We start from the raw sequence: 19,382 nt of genomic DNA, 5'->3' as shown, positions 1-19,382 counted from the left end.
CTCGTGCGAGCGAGAGCCGCCGCGTCGCGCGGCGGCTCTGCCGATGTGGGCTCAGGCGGCGGCGCGATCGGCGACGATGCGGACGACGTCGGCCATGATGTCGGTGATCTGGAAGTCCTTGGGCGTGTAGACCGCCGCGACCCCCATCTCCCGGAGAGCTTCCGCGTCTTCCGGCGGAATGATGCCGCCGACGACGACCGGGACCTCGCCGAGGCCGGACGCCTTCATGCGCGCCACGACGTCGCCGACCAGCGCCAGATGCGAGCCGGAGAGGATCGACAGGCCGACGGCGTGGACGCCTTCTTCGAGCGCGGCGTTGACGATCTGTGCCGGGGTCAGGCGGATGCCCTCGTAGACCACTTCCATGCCGCAGTCGCGGGCGCGCACCGCGATCTGTTCGGCGCCGTTGGAGTGGCCGTCGAGGCCCGGCTTGCCGACCAGGAACTTCAGCCGGCGGCCGAGCGCCTTCGACACCTCGTCGACGGAGGTACGCACCGCGGCGAGATCGCCGCCGGTGTCACGCGCGGCGCGGCCGACGCCGGTGGGCGCGCGGTATTCGCCGAAGACGTCGCGAAGCGTCGCGCCCCATTCGCCGGTGGTGACGCCGGCGCGGGCCGCGGCGATCGACGGCTCCATGACGTTGCGGCCTTCGGCGGCGGCGGAGCGCAGGTCGGCGAGCGCCTTGTCGACCGCCTTCGCGTCACGCGCGGCGCGCCAGGCCTTCAGGCGCTCGATCGCCTCCTCTTCGACCTCGGGCGGGACGGTGAGGATCGAGCCTTCGCCGGTGGTCAGCGGCGAGGGTTCGGTCTCCTGGAAGCGGTTGACGCCGACGACGGTCTGCTTGCCGGCCTCGATCGCCTCCAGACGGCGGGTGTTGGACTCCACCAGCTTCTGCTTCATGTAGCTGGACTCGACCGCGGCGACGGCACCGCCCATCGCTTCGATGGCGGCGAGCTCCTCCTTCGCCTGGGCGACGAGTTCGGAGACCTTGGCCTCGATCTCGGCGGACCCGTCGAAGATGTCGGCGAATTCCAGGAGGTCGGTCTCGTAGGCGAGGATCTGCTGCATGCGCAGCGACCACTGCTGATCCCACGGACGCGGCAGGCCGAGGGCCTCGTTCCAGGCGGGCAGCTGCACGGCGCGAGCGCGAGCATCGCGCGACAGGGTCACGGCGAGCGCCTCGAGCAGGATACGGTAGACGTTGTTCTCCGGCTGCTGCTCGGTGAGGCCCAGCGAATTGACCTGGACGCCGTAGCGGAAGCGGCGGTTCTTCTCTTCGGTCACGCCGTAGCGGTCACGGGTGATCTCGTCCCAGAGGCGGCCGAAGGCGCGCATCTTGCAGATCTCGGTGACGAAGCGCATGCCGGCGTTGACGAAGAAGGAGATGCGGCCGACCGCGTCGCCGAACTCGGCCTGCGGCACCACGCCGGTCTTCTTCACGTTGTCGAGCACGGCGACGGCGGTCGCGAGCGCGAAGGCGAGTTCCTGGACCGGCGTCGCGCCCGCTTCCTGCAGATGGTAGGAGCAGACGTTCATCGGGTTCCACTTCGGCATCTCCGTGTAGGTCCAGGCGATGACGTCGGTGGTGAGCCGCATCGAGGGCGTCGGCGCGAAGACGTAGGTTCCGCGCGACAGGTACTCCTTGATGAGGTCGTTCTGGGTGGTGCCCTGGAGGAGCTTGCGGTTCGCCCCCTGCTCGTCGGCGGCGGCGACATAGAGCGACAACAGCCACGGCGCGGTGGCGTTGATGGTCATCGAGGTGTTCATCTTCTCCAGCGGAATGCCGTCGAAGAGGGCGCGCATGTCGCCGAGGTGGGAGACGGGAACGCCGACCTTGCCGACCTCGCCGCGCGACAGCGCGTGATCGGGGTCGTAGCCGGTCTGGGTCGGCAGGTCGAAGGCGACCGACAGGCCGGTCTGACCCTTGGCGAGATTGGTGCGGTAGAGGCGGTTCGACGCGGCGGCCGTGGAATGGCCGGCATAGGTGCGGAAGAGCCAGGGCTTGTCGGGCGTCGAGAGGGGCATGATCGCGTGTCCGGATGAAGATCTTCGGATCGATTAGATATCGCGCCGCAACAGCGACGTCACCATCCACGATCGTCGGACTGCGACATTCGGCCACGCACGAATCTGCGCCAAATACACGTTCAGGGCCGATGCCTTCCGTATTGGGCATCTCGGAAACCGGCGGAATTCAGCGCTATTCGGTTCGCCGCGGCGGCGATCTTGCGCCGATGGGGCCGGCGCGGTAGCTTTTGGCGCTGCAGCAAGGCGTATGGTCGCAGGCGGCTCCGAGCGCGATTTCAATCCTTTAGTATTATGGAAAATCGCCCGAAAGCGGTCCGATAGTGCGCCGATCAGACGGCTGTGCGGGGAAGTTTCGAGCAATTTTTCCGCATTGCGAAAGAAGTTGCGTCGAGCGCAGATCGGAAGCGGCGAACCCCCGGGGTCGACGTCCATGGTCCGCCTCACACGGCGATCCGCCGACCGGCCCCGAGGGGGAGGGTGCGGCCGAGCGATACGAACGCGGGAAGGAAGACCATGGCTGGGAACGAAAACGCGGCGCCGAACCTCGAGAATCGGCCGGTGAAGGACCTCTACGAGATCGGCGAGATCCCGCCGCTCGGTCACGTGCCGAAGAACATGTACGCCTGGGCGATCCGCCGAGATCGTCACGGTCCGCCGGAGCAGGCGATGCAGCTCGAGGTCGTTCCCACCTGGGAACTCGACAGCCACGACGTGCTCGTCCTGGTGATGGCCGCCGGCGTCAACTACAACGGCATCTGGGCCGGTCTCGGCAAGCCGATCTCGCCCTTCGACGTCCACAAGCAGCCCTATCACATCGCCGGATCCGACGCCTCGGGCATCGTCTGGGCGGTCGGCTCGAAGGTGAAGCACTGGAAGGTCGGCGACGAGGTCGTCATCCACTGCAATCAGGACGACGGCGACGACGAGGAGTGCAACGGCGGCGATCCGATGCTGTCGCCCTCGCAGCGCATCTGGGGCTACGAGACGCACGATGGATCGTTCTCGCAGTTCTGCCGCGTCCAGGCGCGCCAGCTGCTGCCGCGGCCGCAGCATCTGACCTGGGAGGAATCGGCCTCCTACATGCTGACGCTCGCCACCGCCTACCGCATGCTCTTCGGCCATCAGCCGCATCAGCTGAAGCCGTCGCAGAACGTGCTGATCTGGGGCGCCTCCGGCGGCCTCGGCGTGTTCGGCATCCAGCTCGTCGCGGCGGCCGGCGCCAACGCCATCGGCGTCATCTCCGACGAGGACAAGCGCGACTACGTCATGAGCCTGGGCGCGCGCGGCGTCATCAACCGCAAGGACTTCAAGTGCTGGGGCCAGCTGCCCAAGGTCGGCAGCCCCGAGTACGACGCGTGGTTCGGCGAGGTTCGCAAGTTCGGCAAGGCGATCTGGGACGTCACCGGCAAGGGCGTGAACGTCGACATGGTCTTCGAACACCCCGGTGAATCGACCTTCCCGACTTCGACCTTCGTGGTCAAGCGCGGCGGTATGGTGGTGTTCTGCGCCGGTACGACCGGCTTCAACCTCACCTTCGACGCCCGTTACGTCTGGATGCACCAGAAGCGCATCCAGGGCTCGCACTTCGCCCACCTCAAGCAGGCGGCGGCGGCCAACAAGTTCGTGCTCGACCGGCGCGTCGAGCCGTGCATGTCGGAAGTCTTCGAGTGGAAGGACATTCCGAAGGCCCACACCAAGATGTGGAAGAACGAGCACAAGCCCGGCAACATGGCGGTGCTGGTCTGCGCCCCGAAGACGGGCCTGCGCACCTTCGAGGACGTGCTCGAGGCTTCGGCCGAAATCGGGAAGTGACCTCCCCGGCCGGTCGGGTGATGCGTCCGGTCGACGATCGTGAACGAGAAGACGGCGATCCGTGGGCGACCACGGGTCGCCGTCGGCGTTTGTGGGGCGAACAAGGTGTGGGTTTCGGCTTCCGCCGAGGATTTCGTTCATCGGGAGCGGCAGGAAGGACCCGGGCCGGCGATGGCGCCGGCTCGTCACCGACCGCTCAATGCTCCGGCATCCGGCCTTCGCGCCACAGTTCGATCGAGTGGTTGATCTCGGCGCCGAAGAGGAAGATCAGGCCGATGATGTAGAAGAACAGCATCGAGGCGATGGCGCCGCCGAGACCGGCGTAGGTCTTGGCGTAGCCGGAGAAGTGGGAGAGGTACCAGGAGAAGACCATGCCGGCGACGAACCACAGGGTCGCCGTCAGCAGGACGCCCGGCATCACCCCCTTCAGCGTCTGGCGCCGGGCCGGCAGCCACAGATGCGCCGAGGCCAGGAAGAGGAAGACGGCGAGGGTGAAGAAGGCCAGCGGCAGGCGGTTGAAATAGGACCAGTAGGGGGCGAGGTCGGGGGCGTGCGGGATGAGGAAGGCCCATACCACCGGCAGCACCACGACGAGGAAGCCGAGGCCGAGGATGACGACACCGCCGATCAGCATGAAGAACGTGCCTTCGAGGCGGCGGATCAGGAAGTGGCGATCGTCGTAGGAGCGATAGGCGTAGTTGAGGCCCATGCGCAGGCTCTCGACGAGGCCGGTGACGATGACCACGAGCAGGATGGCGCCGACCGTCAGGACGCTGCCCTGCGAGGTGGCGAGCACCGCCGAGATCTCCGGCCGGAGGATGTCGGCGACCTGATCGGGCAGCACCGAGAAGATGCCGCCGGTGCCCTGTTCCGCAGCGGCGGCCAGTTCCGCCCCGCCCCAGTAGCCGGCGAGACCGGTGACCAGGATCATGAAGGGGAACATCGAGAACAGGATGGCGAAGGCGATGTTGGAGGCGTGGGCGAAGGACTCGTTGCGCAGCAGGCCCCAGTAGAAGGCCTCCCAGACGATGTGGCCGAGCGCCTTGATCCGGTGCCGCAGCGTCGCGGTCGCGGAAGAGTGGTCGGGGGCTGCGGTCTCGGTTTCGGCCATGGCGCGGAAGATAGGCGCGCCGGCGTTCGGACACAATCGTTTCGGGCGTCGCCAGTTGGTCGATGGGCGACCGGCTGCGAGGGACGGCGAGGCGGCTGGCGGCTGCTGCGCTTTTGTCGCATTCTCGGGGCAGAGAGACCGCCGACGATTCACCGGCGCCGCGCTCTCGGCCCGCTTCGCCTTCCGAAACATCGCCCTCGGATCGACCGCCTTGATCAAGCCGACCGCTCGCGCGCTCCTCGTTCTCTTCTTCACCGCCGTTCTGCCGATCGCCGGCGTCGCGCCGGCCGCCGAGACCGCCCCGGCGGTCTCGGGTGGTGGAAAGACCGCCCCGGCAGCCTCGGAAGGTGGCAGGACCGCTCCGGCGGCCGCGGAGACGACCAGGGCTGCTTCGGAGGCCGGTGAGGCGGCGAAGCCGGCGGATGCGGCGAAAGCGCCGGCGGCGGGCGACGCACCCGCCACGCGGTCGATGAAGCCGGCGGGCAAGCCCGACGAGGTGCAGCAGAAGCTCGACGCCTGGAAGGTGGAGGTCGACCAGATCGCCGCCGGCATCCAGCGCGAGGGACAGACCGATCGCCATCTCGCCGAGATGCGCGCGCGCGCCGAGCAGATCCGCACCGCCGCCAACGAGCTGATCGCCGCGGAGAGCCCGCGTCAGACGTCGATCGAAGCCCGCCTCAAGCAACTCGGCTCGGCGCCGCAGGCCAAGCCCGACGAGCCGACGGCGGTCGAGTCCGACGCGGTGAAGGCGGAGCGCGAGGACCAGCAGCGGCAACTCGGCGAGGTCCAGGGGCGGATCAAGCAGGCGCAGCTCATCGACCTCAGGGCCGAGGAGATCACCAGGACGATCGCCGATCGCCGTCGCGACCGCTTCGCCCGCGAGCTGATCGAGCGGTCGCGCTCGGTCCTCGATCCCGGCACGTGGCTGGAAGCGGCGCAGTCGTTCCCGGGGACCTTCAACAGTCTCAGGTATCTGATCGCCGATTGGCTGAGCCTGATGGCCGGGCGCGGGCTCGAGACGGCGATGGCCGTCGGCTCGGTGATCCTGGCGCTGGTCGTCGCCCTTTTCGCCATGCGAAGGCGGCTCACCCTCTTCACCGAACGCGATCCGGACGTCGTCGATCCGCCGCGTCTGCGCAAGGCGGCGGTCGCCGCCGGGATCGTCGCGCTCAATGTCGCGATACCGGTGGCCGGCCTCTTCGGGATCGCCCGGGCGCTCGCGATCTTCGAGCTCAACCCCGACCGGATCTCGCTGTTCCTCGACGCTCTGATCGTCGGCGTCGGTGCGGCGGCGGCGGTCTACGGCGTGGCGCTGGCGCTGTTCGCGCCGGCCAAGCCGAACTGGCGGATGGTGGCGGTCGGCGACGTCACGGCGTCGCGCATCGTCGGTCTGTCGGTGGTGCTGGCGGTGACCCACGGCGTCGGTATCACCATCGCGCGACTGATGAACGTCGTCGCCGCGCCGGTCGCCGAAGTGATCGCCTATGCCGGGTTCTTCGCCGTCCTCGACGCCATCGTGATCATGGCGGGGCTCAAGGCGGTGGCGCGGTCGTTGAGCGGCGACGAGGCGCATGCGCCGACGGCGGTCGAGGGTGAAAGCGAACGCAGCGTGCTGTGGCGCTGGATCGTGCCGCTCGGCTGGGTGGTGGCGATCGCGGCTCTGGTGGCGGCGATCGGCGGCTGGGTGGCACTCGCCTCCTTCCTGACGACCCAGATGGTCCGGACGGGCTTCATTCTCGGGGCGCTCTACATCCTGCTGCAGCTCACCGACGAGGCGATTCTCTCGACCTTCCACGAAGAGACGCGCGTCGGGGCGATGCTCACCCGGTCGATGGGACTGGGGCGGGAGCGGGTGGAGCAGATCGGCGTCGTGCTGTCCGGTGTGACGCGACTGCTGGTCATCGCCGTCGCCGTGCTGTTCGCGCTGACGCCGATCGGGGTGTCGTCGCAGGACGTGGTGGCCGACGCCAAGGTCGCCTTCTTCGGCTTCAAGATCGGCGGTTTCACCTTCTCGCTGGCGACGATCCTGAGCGGCGTCGCCTTCCTGGTCATCGGCATCGCCGTGACGCGGGCGGTCCAGGGCTGGCTCGACGAGCGCTTCCTGCCGCGCACCCGGCTCGACGTCGGCCTCAAGAATTCGATCCGCACCGCGATCGGCTACGTCGGCTATCTCTTGGCGGCGATGCTGGCCTTCTCGGTGGTCGGCCTCGACCTCAGGAACCTCGCCATCGTCGCCGGCGCGCTCTCCGTCGGTATCGGTTTCGGCCTGCAGTCGATCGTCAACAACTTCGTTTCCGGCCTGATCCTGCTCGCCGAGCGGCCGATCAAGGCGGGCGATCTGGTCGAGATCGGTTCGGAGAAGGGTTTCGTCCGCAAGATCAACGTGCGCTCGACCGAGATCGAGACCTTCGATCGGGCGTCGCTGATCGTGCCGAATTCGTCGCTGATCTCCGGCAACGTGAAGAACTGGATGCACCGCGATCTCACCGGCCGCTGCGTCATCAACGTCGGCGTGGCCTATGGTGCGGATCCGGAACAGGTCCGGCGCATCCTGCTCGATTGCGCCCATGCGCACGAGAAGGTGCTGAAATTCCCCGAACCCGGCGCCTTCTTCGTCAATTTCGGCGACAGCGCCCTGGAATTCCGTCTGACCTGCACCGTCGGCTACGTCACCGATGTCTTCGGCGTGGAGAGCGATCTGCGCTTCGCCATCATGGCGGGGCTCAAGCAGCAGGCGATCGACATTCCCTACGTCCAACGCGACATCCACATCCGCCAGCTCGACGACCTCAGGGATCTCCTCGGGCGGATGGTGAACGTCCGCGAGGGCTCGTCGGATCGGCCGGAGGGGCCGCCGCCGGTCGACGCGTGACACCCGCCGCCGATCAGCTCGACCGGACCGGAGCCGTCGGTCGCGCCCTCGCTTTCCTCCACCTCGTCATCCCGTCGGGAGTTGCGATGTCTCTTCTGCGTTTCGGCGGCACCTGCGCCGCCCTCACCGCTCTCGCTCTGCTGGCCGCCTGTTCGCGCGGGCCCGTGCCGGAGCGCCAACCGGCCTTCTATCAACGGCTCGACCAGACCGGCGGTGCCGTCGACCCGGCGTCGTCGCTGTCGATGATCAACATGTATCGCTCGAACAAGGGGCTGGCGCCGCTGGTCTGGGATCCGGCGCTGGCGCGCGTCGCCCAGGGTCAAGCCGACCGGATGGCGGCGGCGGACAAGGTGCAGTCGGTCGAGGAGGCGCATTTCGACGCCGAACTCGCCGCCGCCGGCATCGGCCACAAGAGTTTCCTCGCCAATTTCTCGGCCGGTTACCGCACCTTCGCGGAAGCCTTCTCGGGCTGGCGCGAATCGAAGGTGCACGACGCCACCATGTCGGCGCCGCGCGCCACGCGGATCGGGTTGGCCACGGCGCAGGCGCCGCGGTCCAAATACAAGATCTTCTGGACCATGGTGGTGGTCGAGCCGAAGTGAGGGGGCGAAGCGGGCTCGCGCCGGCGCGCGAGGCGTCGAGCGCCGGCGCTTCTCGCGACTCGGGCGTCGCGGGGACGAAGCGGACGGGGATCGTCGAAGACCCCGGATGCGGCTTGACGAACCGCTCCCCACCCCCTTATATCGCCCCGTCTCGTGAGGCGGGCGCGTAGCTCAGCGGGAGAGCACTTCGTTCACACCGAAGGGGTCACAGGTTCGATCCCTGTCGCGCCCACCATTCCTTCCCCTCTTCGACACAGATCCGTCGGCACCCGGCCGTCGATGCCGGACCGGCGACGCCCGTGCGCCGACCGGTTGCGCGGAAATGCCGGCCGCGGATGCGGCCGCTCCTCGCGCGTCGACCGTCGGACATGGGCTCAGCGCTCCGCGTCCGGTTTGGCGATCCCGAAGCGCTTCATCTTCGACCACAGCGTGACGCGAGAGATGCCGAGAGCCTTGGCGGTGTCGACGATCCGGCCGTGATTCTCGGCGAGCGCCGCCTCGATCGCCTGCCGTTCGGCGTCGCGGCGGGCGGTGTCGAGTTTGTGGTCGGCGGCGTCGCCGCCGGTCGGCTGGTCGGGGAAGAGGTCGGCGACGGTCAACTCCTCCTCGCTCGCCAGGGTGACGGCACGAACGATGCGATTGCGAAGCTCGCGGACGTTGCCGGGCCAGGAATGGTCGCGTAGGGCCGCGGTCGCTTCGGCCGACAGGCGATGGCGGGCCGTGCGGGGGGTCGCACGGTCACAGAGGCGCAGGAAATGTTCGGCGAGCGGGACGATGTCCTCGTCCCTTTCGGCGAGCGGCGGCAGCCGGAGTTCGATGACCGCGAGGCGGTGGAGCAGGTCGGTGCCCGACCCCGGCGCGACGCCCGCCTCGGTGGGCGAGACCCGGCTGGTCGCCATGATCCGACCGACGAAGTTCTTCTCGGCGGTGGCGCCGACCGGTCGATAGCGGTGATCCTCGGCGAAGCGGAGAAGGCGTGCCTGAAGCTCCGGCGCGATGTCGGAGACGTCGGTGACGAGCAGGGTTCCGACGCCGACGCCGTCGACGAGGCCGGGCTCGTGTCCGTCGCCTTCGCGCGAGCCGAACAGCAGCCGATCGCCGCCGGCGGCGGTCAGCGCGGCACCTTCGATGACGACGAAAGGATCGGCGGCGCGGGTGGAGAGGGCGTGGAGCCGGCGCGCCAGCGCCTGCCGGCCGGAGCCGCTCGGCCCGACGAAGAGGACGTTCTGGGTGTCGTCGGCGAGGCGATCGAGGGCGGACGCCACCCGCTGCATCGCCGGCGACGCGGCGACGAACTCCGGTGAGCCGACGTCGGCCTCGGGGTGGCCGGTCACGCGCCGCAGGAGATCGACCAGCGCTCCGAGATCGTAGGGCTTGGTCAGGTAGTCGATGGCGCCGACCTTGACGAGCCGAACCGCCTGCTCGACGTCGCCGTAGGCGGTGGCGAAGATGGTCGGCGTCATGGCGAAGCGGGCGCGCTCGGCCCAGAAGACGTCTTCGCCGGATCCGTCGGGCAGGCGGATGTCGCTGACGACGGCGTCGAAATCGCGGTTCTCCAACGCTTCGATCGCGGCTTCGCAGGTGCCGGCGTGGACCGGAATCATGCCCTCCAGGGTGAGGCGGGCCTTGAGTGACGAGGCGAGAATCTCGTCGTCTTCGACCAGGAGTATCGTCGGCGCGTCGGTCACGAAGAGGGCTCCTTCGGCAGCGGGGCTCGATCCGCGGGGGCGCGGCTCGGCAATCTGACGGTCACCGACGTGCCGCCGCGGGGTGGGGTGGCCGTCTCGATCGCACCGCCGAGCGAGGCGACGGCGCGAATGACGACACCGAGGCCGATGCCGCCTTCGGTGGTGTCGATCCAGTCGAGGTCGAGGCGGTCGAGACGGGCGGCGACGGCGGGGTCCAGGCCGGGGCCGTCGTCGTCGACGACGAACCGCAACTCGGCTTCGTCTTCGGCCGCGGTGACGGAGATTTCACCACCGGAGCCGGTGGCGTTGACGGCGTTCAGAACCAGATTGAGGACGATCTGGCGGACGATCGCGGCATCGAGGGAGAGGCTGCGCTCGAGGGTCGCCGACCAGTCGAGCCGCACCCCGTGGCGTTCCGCCACCGGCCGGACGAGGCGCTCCAGATCGTCGAAATCGACCTGGCGGACCCCGCTGTCGCGCGCCGGAGGGCGCCAGATCGACAAGGTGGTGTCGACCACCCGGGCGATGGCGTTGAGCCCTCGTTCGAGCAGATCGAGGGATTCGGTGACGGCGGCGCGATTGTCGGGGAAGCGGCGGGCGGTGTCGACGGCGTTGAGCATGCCGGTCAGCGGGTTGCGGACCTCGTGGGCGATGGTCGCCGCCAGACGCCCGAGATCGGCGGCGCGCAGCCGTTCGGCGCGGGCGATCTGAACCTGCCGACGTTCGGCCAGGGCGCGGGCCATGCGATTGTAGGCGCGCACGAGCTTGCGGATCCGGCGATTGTGGGTCTCGCCCTCGACGACCGGGATCGGCCGCGGCTCACCCTCGGAGGCGTCGACGAGGGCGCGCTCCAACAGATTGAGAGGCGCGAGCAGACGACGCATCAGCAGGAAGCCGACGGTGGCGAGGCCGATCGCCATGGAGACGTTGACGGCGAGTGATTTCAGACTGACGGTGAGGCGCTCTTCGCGGATGGGCTTCAGGTCGAGCTGGGCCGACACCACCGCGAGGGCGCGATCGCCGACGAACAGGGGCCGCTGCACCCAGAGGCGATTCTCCTCGCTGGTGGTCGTCAACGATACTTCGGTGTCGACCGGCGGCAGTTTCGCCTGGGCGGCGACGGTGTCGCGGGCGAGATCGCCGAGAATGTCGCCGCCGGTGCTGCGAACCACGATTCGGACCTCGCGCACGCCGTCGTGATAAGCGGCGACACGCTCCAATGCGGCGGCGAGGTCGGTCCGGTGACCGGTGTCGAGCAGGGGCGCGACCGTCGCCGACACGCCGTCGAGATAGACCTCGCCGATCCGTTCGATCAGGCGCATCTCCGATTGCCGGTGCATCAGGATCGCCACACGCGACGCCAGGACCGTGACGAGCAGAATCAACACGGCGCCGACGACGGCGACCAGGACCGTCTGCGGGATGGAACCGGAAAATCTGCCCAGGGAAGTGCTTCGAGGCATCGGGGTCTCTTGGTTGGCGATTCCGCCGGGAGCTTCGCGCTCGCCTGTCTTCGGACCGGTGGGTAAAATTTACCCGGTCGACCGATGGAATGCAATTCGAACAAATTTCCCTCGACGGGACCGTATTCTTCTATTTCTGGATTCTATACTCTTGGTTTTATATGTTTAACACTGATGTTAAGATTATTGAACATTGACAATACCGTAATTCGTGGGTTTCATACTTGTCGATGTTCTTTCTTTCGTCAGCGGCCCGAGGCTGCTCGGACACCGACGTGGCGGAAGCAGATCACGGAGATCGAATGATCCGTTCCTGGAATATCCCTTCGGCCGCCTTCGTCCTGGCTCTGGTGTTCCCGATGTTCGCCGGTGGCGTGGCGCAGGCCGCACAGAAGCAGATCGTACAATCGGGCGCATGGCGGGCGATCGAAGCGGAAAGGGGCGGGCGGAAGGTCTGCTTCGTCATCTCCGAACCGACGTCGCGGATGCCGGCGGACCTGAAGCGAGATCCGGGAAGTCTCTTCGTCACGCTCACGTCGTCCTCGCGCGGCGAGGGAACCGAGGCGTCGATCGACTTCGGTTTTCCGCTCGCCGCGACCGGACACGTCGCGGCCGTCGACGATCGCGGCTTCGCGCTGATGTCGCGGGGCGAGACCGCCTGGCTGCGGTCGGAGGCCGACGAGGCGGCGATCGTGCAGGCGATGCGGGCGGGCCAGGAGATGCGCGTCACGGCGAAGTCGCGGCGCGGAAATACGACCACGGACGTCTACAGCCTGAAAGGCTTCACGGCCGCGCTCGCGGAACTCCAGAAACGGTGTCGCCGATGAGAATGAACACTGTGCAGACGAAATCGAGTGAAACGCCCTTCAAGAACGCCGTGCGGGCGCTGTTTTCCGATCCGCGCGAGAAGGCCTTCATCTTCGCGATGGAAGGCGGCCTGATCCGGTCCGACGATCTCGACGAGACCCGCTTCGCGGCGGAGGAGCTCGCCGATCTTCTCGGCGAGCTGTCGTCGGCCAGCGACGGTGCGGTGGCGGTGTTGTCGGATCGCCCGTTGGCGGAGACCGACCGGCTGCTGGCGCCGTTGTCGCTGCCGGGGTGCGGTTCGAGCGGACTCGAGTTGCGCATACCCGGCGGAGCCCACCTGAAGCTCAGGATCGAGGCCGATCTCGACCCGGTCCGGCGCTTTCTCGACGGCACGCTGCGCGGCGACACGCTGCTCGGTGTCGACGACGACGGGTTGTCGATCGCGCTCACCCACGGCGGCGAGCCGGAGGCGGTGGAGCGGGCACGGGTCCTGGCGCGCGAGGCCGTCAGCCTCGCCCCCGCGGCGTACCGCGTCCGTTTCGAAGAAGCGGCGACACGCATCACCTTCGCCGGCGTCTCGAAGGCGCGGGCGGTGAGGCGGCTCATGAGCTGCGACTATTTCATCGAGCGCATTCCGGTCGTCTTCGGCGGCCGCGTCTGCGACGACGACGTCTATTCCGTCGTTCGCTCCTTCGGGGGAACCGCGATCCAGGTGGGGTCCCGCGATGGGCACTGCGCCGACATCCAGGTGCCCGGTTCGAACGACGTGCGTTGGCTGATCCGCGATTTCCTCGCGGATCTGGGCGACCGGGTGCACTGACCCGGCAGCCGTTCGGTCGCTCCGGGCGACCGACCGAATCGATCCTCCGGCCGCGCCGCCGTGGCCGGAGGGGTACGAGATCTCGGCTCCGAGGTCCCCTGACGGTATCCGTGATCCGTCCGTTCATCCGTGTGGGCGGCCAGGAAATCGGTACCAGGAGCCGAGTCCACTCGCCTTTCGGCGGCGAGTGGGACCCACCCCGACGGCTCCGCATCGTCGTCGGGGTGGGTACCTTCATCGAGAGAAAGAGGAGACCCGAGAATGGTACACGAGGAGCTCATCACCCTGCTGAACTCCCATGTCGGTGCCGATACCCGGATCTCGGTCGATGCCGAGGACGGGGCCACCCGGCTGAGTTTCTATCGCGCGGACCGTCTGTCCGACGATCTGATCCGCGAGGCCGTCGAGAGGGTGCGCGGCGAATTCTCCGGCGACACACTGGCCGACTGCGAATTCTTCGTCGCCTTCGAAGAGCGGCTCGGCACGACACGTCGTCGCGTCGCGCTCTGAGGGAGGCGCTCTCCGAATCCATCGAAGCCTGCGGTCGCCGCCGGGTGCGGTGACCGTTTTTCTTTCGAAGGGCGCGACGCCGATCCGAGGGTCGCCGAGCGTCCGAAGCGAACACGAGGGGACGTTTCCGGTTCGGGGATGGCGGCGACCATGACGAACCGGAACGCGGTGACGACAGGTGTCCGTCCCACCGCCGACAGGACAAGGAGTCGAGTCATGAGTGGACAGAACCGCCGAGGCACCCCGGACGACACCTCTTTCGACGACGACGACACCGCGCCCCTGCCGGCGTCCTACGTCGTCGCGTTGTTCGGCGCCCTCGCCGTCGTCGTGCTGGCGACCTTCCTGTGACCTCGTCGGTGGAGGATCCCGTCTCGAGCCCGATGGGCCGACGTCCGCTCGCGCACCTCGCGGACATCGGCCGTCCGGCATTGTTCCTCGACTTCGACGGAACCCTCGTCGATCTCGCCGCGACGCCCGATGCGATCGTCGTCCCCCGCGGCCTCCCCGATCTCCTGGTTCGGCTGGAGAGTGCCCTCGGCGGGGCGCTCGCCATCGTCACCGGGCGGCGGATCGTCGACATCGATCGTTTCCTCGCGCCGGCGGTCTTCGTCGTGGCGGGGGTGCACGGCGGCGAATACCGGACCGGCCGGGGCGACATCGTGAGGCCGACGACGGAGCCGATCGAAGCGGATCTGGTCGAAGCGATCCGGATCCTCGAAAGGCTCGTACCGGGCGTGCTGGTCGAGCCGAAGGGGGCGACGCTGACCGTGCACTGGCGCGCCGTGCCGCAAGCGGCCGACCGGGTCGAGGCCGAACTCGCCCGCATCCTCGAAGGCGGTCCCGACCATCTGGAGATCTCGCACGGTCGCAAGGTCTTCGAAGTCTGCCCGAGAGACATCTCGAAGGGGGCGGCGCTGGGCCATCTCGCCGCATTGCCGGCCTATCGCGGTCGTATACCGATCATGATCGGTGACGACGTTTCCGACGAGAGCGCCTTCGCCGCCGCCGAACGGCTCGGAGGGGTGGGCTACCGTGTGCGCGGCGAGACCTTCGCCGCGGCGGTCGCCGATTTCGACTCGCCACGTCGGGTCCGTGAATGGCTCTCGGTTCTTCTTTCCAGGATTTCCCGATGACCTCTCCCGTTTCGCTCGATCTCGCCGTGATCGGCAATTCCAACATCGCCGCGCTCGTCGACCGGGGCGGGCGTCTGGTGTGGGCCTGTTGGCCCCGTCTCGACGCCGATCCGGTGTTCAGCGCGCTGGTCGACGGCGACGATCCGGAGAGCGGCTTCTTCTCGATCGATTTCGATCACGACGGTACGGCCGAACAGGCCTACGTGCGCAACACCGCGATCGTCAGGACCGTTCACACCGACGACCGCGGCGCCTCCTTCGCGGTCACCGATTTCGTGCCGCGGTTCCGTCAGTTCGGCCGGGTCTATCGACCGTTGATGATCGTGCGGCTGGTCGAGCCGATCGCCGGTCTGCCGCGCATTCGCGTCAGGATGCGGCCGCGCGGCGGCGACGGATCGGCGCATCCCACCGTCGTCACCGGATCGAACCACGTGCGCTGGGCCTGGGAGGGCGGCGCCATCCGGCTGACCACCGACGCGTCGATCAACCACGTGCTCACCGAGAGCGCCTTCGTCCTGACCAAGCCGCTCGCCTTCATCATCCACCCGGACGAGACGCTGAACGATTCCGCCTCGCGGGTCGGGCGCGACTTCCTCGAGAAGACCGCCGGTTGGTGGCTCGACTGGTCGCGGTCGCTGAACGTGCCCTACGAGTGGCAGGAGGCGGTGATCCGCTCGGCGATCACGTTGCAGTTGTGCAGTTTCGAGGACACCGGCGCCATCGTCGCGGCGCTCACCACCTCGATCCCGGAATCGCCCGAGGGCGAGCGCAACTGGGACTATCGCTTCTGCTGGATCCGCGACGCCTATTTCACCGTCCACGCGCTGAACCGGGTCGGCGCGACGGCGACGATGGAACGGTTCATCGAATACGTCACCAACGTCATCGCGCTCGAACAGGGGCCGACGCTGAAGCCGCTCTACGCCGTCGTCCCGGAACGGGAGGTGACGGAGGAGACGGCGAACTGGCTCGCCGGCTATCGCGGCCAGGGGCCGGTCCGGATCGGCAACGCGGCGCGCGATCAGGTGCAGCACGACGTCTACGGCAGCGTCATCCTCGCCGCCTGGCAGATGTTCTTCGACGAGCGTCTGCCCAACAAGGGCGACGCGTCGCTGTTCAACATGCTCGAACCGCTGGGCCTGTGCGCCCTGCGCCATGCGCTCACGCCCGATGCCGGCATCTGGGAATATCGCGGTCGCGCCCGCATCCACACCCATTCGGCGACGATGTGCTGGGTGGCGTGCGATCGACTGGCACGGATCGCCGAGAAGCTCGATCTCGCCTCCAACGCGCGTCACTGGCGCGACGCCGCCGACGGGCTGCGCGACACGATCCTCGAACGGGCCTGGAACGTCGGCGGCTGGTTCGCCGGCAGCCTCGACGGCGAGGAGGTCGACGCCAGCGTGTTGCTGATGCACGAGCTCGGCATCGTCGAGGCGAACGATCCGCGCTTCGTGGCGACGGTCGAGAAGATCGGCGCGACGCTGCGCCAGAACGGTCACGTCCGCCGCTACGACGAGGCAGACGATTTCGGCGTGCCGACGGTCGCCTTCACCATCTGCACCTTCTGGTACATCGACGCGCTGGCGGCGATCGGGCGGCGGGAGGACGCGCGGGCGCTGTTCGAGGGCCTGCTCTCCCACCGCAATCACGTCGGCATCCTCTCCGAGGACGTCGATTGGAAGACCGGCGAACTGTGGGGCAACTTCCCGCAGACCTATTCGATGGCGGGCCTCATCGTCGCGGCGATGCGCCTGTCGCGCGGTTGGGAAAGCGCCCGATGAACCCCGCGCCCATCGGTCCCGCAGGAATGGGGCCGACGGGCGTTGCGGCCCGGGTCGGCCGCTTGTTCGAGAACCGGGTCGTCCGGTACGGGCTGGTCCTGCTCGTCACCTGTCTGGTGTTGGTGCTGGCGCTGGCGCCGCTCGCCGCACTCCTGGTGGAGAACTGGTCGCGCCAGGACGTCGAACTGCGGTCGCGCTTCGTCAACCGATCGATCCACGAACAGGTGGTGAGCCGCTCGATCGACGAAAAGGACGTCGGTCCGCTGTTCGAACGCATGGCGGCCGACGAACGTCTCCTCGCTCTCGGCTTCTGCGACGAGGCCGGCGGCCTGCGCTTCGCCACCGCGCAGATGCCGAAGAGCCTGACCTGCACCGCGGTGCCGCTGCCCAAGACCGACGGCTTCGTGATGCGCACCTTCGACGGCGTGCACGTGCACGTCGGCATCTACCCGATGAAGGTGGGATCGATCGGCGGCCATCTGCTGGTGCTGCACGATCTCGCCTATGTCGACGAGCGCACCGCCACGGCGCGCATCTACACTATGCTGGCGCTGGCCAGCGCGGTTCTCGGCTTCGGGCTCGCCGCGGCGCTGGTGGTCTATGTGGCGATGCGGCGATGGACACGGTCGGTGACGGCGGCGCTGGCGGGCGCGCGCGATCTCGGCGCGACGGTCCGGCCGGGGCGCAAGGGCTCGCCGCCGGGGCGCGACTTCCAGGCGTCGATCCAGGAGCCGGAGACGGCGAAGAAGCACTCCGAGGGCATTCACGTCGACTGGTCGCCGGAAACGCTGCGCCGGCTGTTGGTCGAGGAACTGCCGGGTGCGGAGGTGCTGGTGGTGTCCAACCGCGAGCCCTACATCCACAATCACGACGCCTCGGGGGCGGTCGAGCTGCAATTGCCGGCGAGCGGTCTCGTCTCGGCGCTGGAGCCGGTGATGCGGACCTGCGGCGGCACCTGGATCGCCCACGGCTCCGGCTCGGCGGATCGCGAGACGGTCGATGCGAACGACCGCATCCGCGTGCCGCCCGCGCATCCCGACTACACGCTGCGCCGCGTCTGGCTCGCCGACGACGAGGTCGAGGGCTACTACTACGGCTTCGCCAACGAAGGGCTCTGGCCGCTGTGCCACATCGCCTTCGTCCGGCCGACCTTCCGCGAAACCGATTGGGATCGCTATCGGCTGGTCAACGCCCGTTTCGCCGACACGGTGGTGGCGGAGGCGACCTCGGAGGCTCCGATCGTCCTCGTCCAGGACTACCATTTCGCGCTGTTGCCGCGGATGATCCGCGAGCGCCTGCCGAAGGCGACGATCATCACCTTCTGGCACATCCCGTGGCCGAACGCCGAGACCTTCGGCATCTGCCCGTGGCGGGCGGAGATCATCGACGGGCTGCTGGGTTCGTCGATCCTCGGCTTCCACACCCGCCAGCACTGCAACAACTTCTTCGAGGCGGTCGACCGCTTCGTCGAGAGCCGGATCGATCGCGAGCACGATTCGGTCACCTTCGGGCGCCGCGACACCCTGGTCCGGCCCTATCCGATCTCGATCGAATGGCCGCCGGCGGCGCTCGCCGCGCAGGCGCCGGTCGAAGAGTGCCGTCGGGCGGTGCGGGCGCGGCTCGGGCTCGCCGACACGGCGAAACTCGCCGTCGGCATCGAGCGGTTCGACTACACCAAGGGCATTCTCGACCGCATGGCGGCGGTCGACGAACTTCTCACCCGCCAACCGCAGTGGAAGGGCCGCTTCGTCTTCGTCCAGGCGGCGGCGCCGACGCGATCGACGCTGGGCACCTACGGCGCCCTGCAGGAGGACGCGTTGCGGCTGGCCAAGGAGATCAACGCCCGTCACGGCGACGACGGCTGGCAGCCGATCCGGCTGGTCATCCGTCACCACGATCAACGCGAGGTCTACGAACTGTTCCGCGCCGCCGACGTCTGCGTCGTGTCGAGCCTGCACGACGGCATGAATCTGGTCGCCAAGGAATTCGTCGCGGCGCGCGACGACGAGCAGGGGGTGTTGGTGCTGTCGAGCTTCGCCGGGGCGTCGCGGGAGCTCTCGGAGGCGTTGATCGTCAACCCCTACGACACCCGTGCCATGGCCGACGCGCTCGCCACCGCGCTGACCATGCCGGAGAGCGAGCAGCGCGACCGGCTGGTGCTGATGCGCGACATCGTACGCCAGCGCAACGTCCACCGCTGGGCGGCCCAGATGCTGATCGACGCCTCCGACATCCGCAAACGCGAACGCATCCCGGCGCAGGCGTTCTTCTGACCGCGATCGTCACGACCCCGTTGCCGTCGCGCCGGTCCCGAGGCATGTTGCGGAGAAACATGGGGAAACGTGACCCGACCGCTTCGAACGGCCGGGCGAGATGCGGATCGGCACGATGCAGACGAAGAACATCGTCATCGCCGCGATCATCGGATCGGCGGCGCTTCTGGAAGTCTATCATTTCACCAGCACACTGCGGTCCTCCGACGGCGACGAGGAAACGGTCTCGGTGCAGGGCCGAAACGGCCGGGACCTCGATCGGCTGTTCGTCGAGGCGCTGATCACGCGTTACAAGGACACGATGGTTCTGGCCGAGGCCGAGCGCCTGCGCGGCCACAATCCGGAACTGCGGCGGCTCGCCGCCGCCCTGGTGGAGGCCCGCCGCAAGGATCTCGACACATTGATGCGCATCGACACCGCCGAGAACGGTGGGTCCGCCACGGACAAGAGCGCCCGCTGATCCGGCGCGCCGCGCG

General features: G+C 68.1%; 15 protein-coding genes and 1 tRNA gene. 12 read left to right on the top strand and 4 right to left on the bottom strand.

Annotated elements, in window-relative coordinates; genetic code table 11:
• Window positions 1–51: 51 nt before the first annotated feature.
• Entirely contained in the window at window positions 52–2,025 is a 1,974-nt protein-coding gene (locus tag V7Q42_RS09030) for a protein meaA (protein ID WP_333823670.1), read from the bottom strand.
• Window positions 2,026–2,541: 516 nt separating this feature from the next.
• On the opposite strand from V7Q42_RS09030, the gene ccrA reads away from it, so the two are divergent.
• Window positions 2,542–3,840, top strand: coding sequence for a crotonyl-CoA carboxylase/reductase (gene ccrA / locus V7Q42_RS09025; RefSeq protein WP_333823669.1), 1,299 nt, complete (start codon window positions 2,542–2,544; stop codon window positions 3,838–3,840).
• Between the two features lie 196 nt (window positions 3,841–4,036).
• On the opposite strand, the gene V7Q42_RS09020 is transcribed toward ccrA, so the two are convergent.
• A complete protein-coding gene (locus tag V7Q42_RS09020; RefSeq protein ID WP_333823668.1) occupies window positions 4,037–4,951 on the bottom strand; it encodes a YihY/virulence factor BrkB family protein in 915 nt (304 codons plus the stop codon).
• A gap of 211 nt (window positions 4,952–5,162) precedes the next feature.
• Here V7Q42_RS09020 and V7Q42_RS09015 point away from each other — a divergent pair, with 211 nt between their 5' ends.
• From V7Q42_RS09015 to V7Q42_RS09005, 3 genes are all read left to right on the top strand, one after another.
• Window positions 5,163–7,823 carry a DUF3772 domain-containing protein gene (locus V7Q42_RS09015; protein WP_333823667.1) on the top strand — a complete coding sequence of 887 codons (2,661 nt, stop codon included), beginning with the start codon at window positions 5,163–5,165 and terminating at the stop codon, window positions 7,821–7,823.
• Between the two features lie 86 nt (window positions 7,824–7,909).
• A complete protein-coding gene (locus V7Q42_RS09010; protein ID WP_333823666.1) occupies window positions 7,910–8,425 on the top strand; it encodes a CAP domain-containing protein in 516 nt (171 codons plus the stop codon).
• Between the two features lie 160 nt (window positions 8,426–8,585).
• Window positions 8,586–8,660 (top strand) — tRNA-Val (locus V7Q42_RS09005).
• A gap of 139 nt (window positions 8,661–8,799) precedes the next feature.
• Here the strand turns inward: V7Q42_RS09005 and V7Q42_RS09000 are convergent.
• Together V7Q42_RS09000 and V7Q42_RS08995 are read right to left on the bottom strand one after the other, a co-directional pair.
• The gene (locus tag V7Q42_RS09000; protein ID WP_333823665.1) at window positions 8,800–10,113 is read right to left on the bottom strand and encodes a sigma-54-dependent transcriptional regulator; all 1,314 of its coding nucleotides are present in this window, start codon (window positions 10,111–10,113) and stop codon (window positions 8,800–8,802) included.
• Window positions 10,110–11,576: a sensor histidine kinase gene (locus V7Q42_RS08995; RefSeq protein ID WP_333823664.1), complete on the bottom strand. Its 1,467-nt coding sequence runs from the start codon at window positions 11,574–11,576 to the stop codon at window positions 10,110–10,112. Before V7Q42_RS08995 ends, V7Q42_RS09000 begins: the two co-directional genes overlap by 4 nt.
• 302 nt (window positions 11,577–11,878) lie before the next feature.
• Between V7Q42_RS08995 and V7Q42_RS08990 the strand changes: the two genes are divergently transcribed.
• The 8 genes from V7Q42_RS08990 to V7Q42_RS08955 all read left to right on the top strand — a co-directional run bounded on the left by V7Q42_RS08990 (window position 11,879) and on the right by V7Q42_RS08955 (window position 19,366).
• Window positions 11,879–12,403, top strand: a complete 525-nt coding sequence (locus tag V7Q42_RS08990; protein WP_333823663.1) for an invasion associated locus B family protein — start codon at window positions 11,879–11,881, stop codon at window positions 12,401–12,403.
• Complete coding sequence (locus tag V7Q42_RS08985) at window positions 12,400–13,203, top strand: hypothetical protein (protein ID WP_333823662.1); 804 nt, start codon at window positions 12,400–12,402, stop codon at window positions 13,201–13,203. Before V7Q42_RS08990 ends, V7Q42_RS08985 begins: the two co-directional genes overlap by 4 nt.
• 261 nt (window positions 13,204–13,464) lie before the next feature.
• Window positions 13,465–13,713: a hypothetical protein gene (locus V7Q42_RS08980; RefSeq protein WP_333823661.1), complete on the top strand. Its 249-nt coding sequence runs from the start codon at window positions 13,465–13,467 to the stop codon at window positions 13,711–13,713.
• Window positions 13,714–13,929: 216 nt separating this feature from the next.
• Complete coding sequence (locus V7Q42_RS08975) at window positions 13,930–14,064, top strand: hypothetical protein (protein ID WP_333823660.1); 135 nt, start codon at window positions 13,930–13,932, stop codon at window positions 14,062–14,064.
• 32 nt (window positions 14,065–14,096) lie between these two features.
• The gene (gene otsB / locus V7Q42_RS08970) at window positions 14,097–14,849 is read left to right on the top strand and encodes a trehalose-phosphatase (protein ID WP_333823658.1); all 753 of its coding nucleotides are present in this window, start codon (window positions 14,097–14,099) and stop codon (window positions 14,847–14,849) included.
• Window positions 14,846–16,633, top strand: coding sequence for a glycoside hydrolase family 15 protein (locus V7Q42_RS08965; protein ID WP_333823657.1), 1,788 nt, complete (start codon window positions 14,846–14,848; stop codon window positions 16,631–16,633). The genes otsB and V7Q42_RS08965 overlap by 4 nt, the downstream gene beginning before the upstream one ends.
• Window positions 16,630–18,906: an alpha,alpha-trehalose-phosphate synthase (UDP-forming) gene (locus V7Q42_RS08960; protein WP_333823656.1), complete on the top strand. Its 2,277-nt coding sequence runs from the start codon at window positions 16,630–16,632 to the stop codon at window positions 18,904–18,906. The genes V7Q42_RS08965 and V7Q42_RS08960 overlap by 4 nt, the downstream gene beginning before the upstream one ends.
• Window positions 18,907–19,021: 115 nt before the next feature.
• Window positions 19,022–19,366: a DUF305 domain-containing protein gene (locus V7Q42_RS08955; RefSeq protein WP_333823655.1), complete on the top strand. Its 345-nt coding sequence runs from the start codon at window positions 19,022–19,024 to the stop codon at window positions 19,364–19,366.
• Window positions 19,367–19,382: the final 16 nt, after the last annotated feature.

The organism is Pinisolibacter sp., assembly GCF_036782435.1.
Taxonomy (GTDB): domain Bacteria; phylum Pseudomonadota; class Alphaproteobacteria; order Rhizobiales; family Ancalomicrobiaceae; genus CALBKH01.
This window is presented reverse-complemented; position numbering and strand designations above follow the sequence as displayed.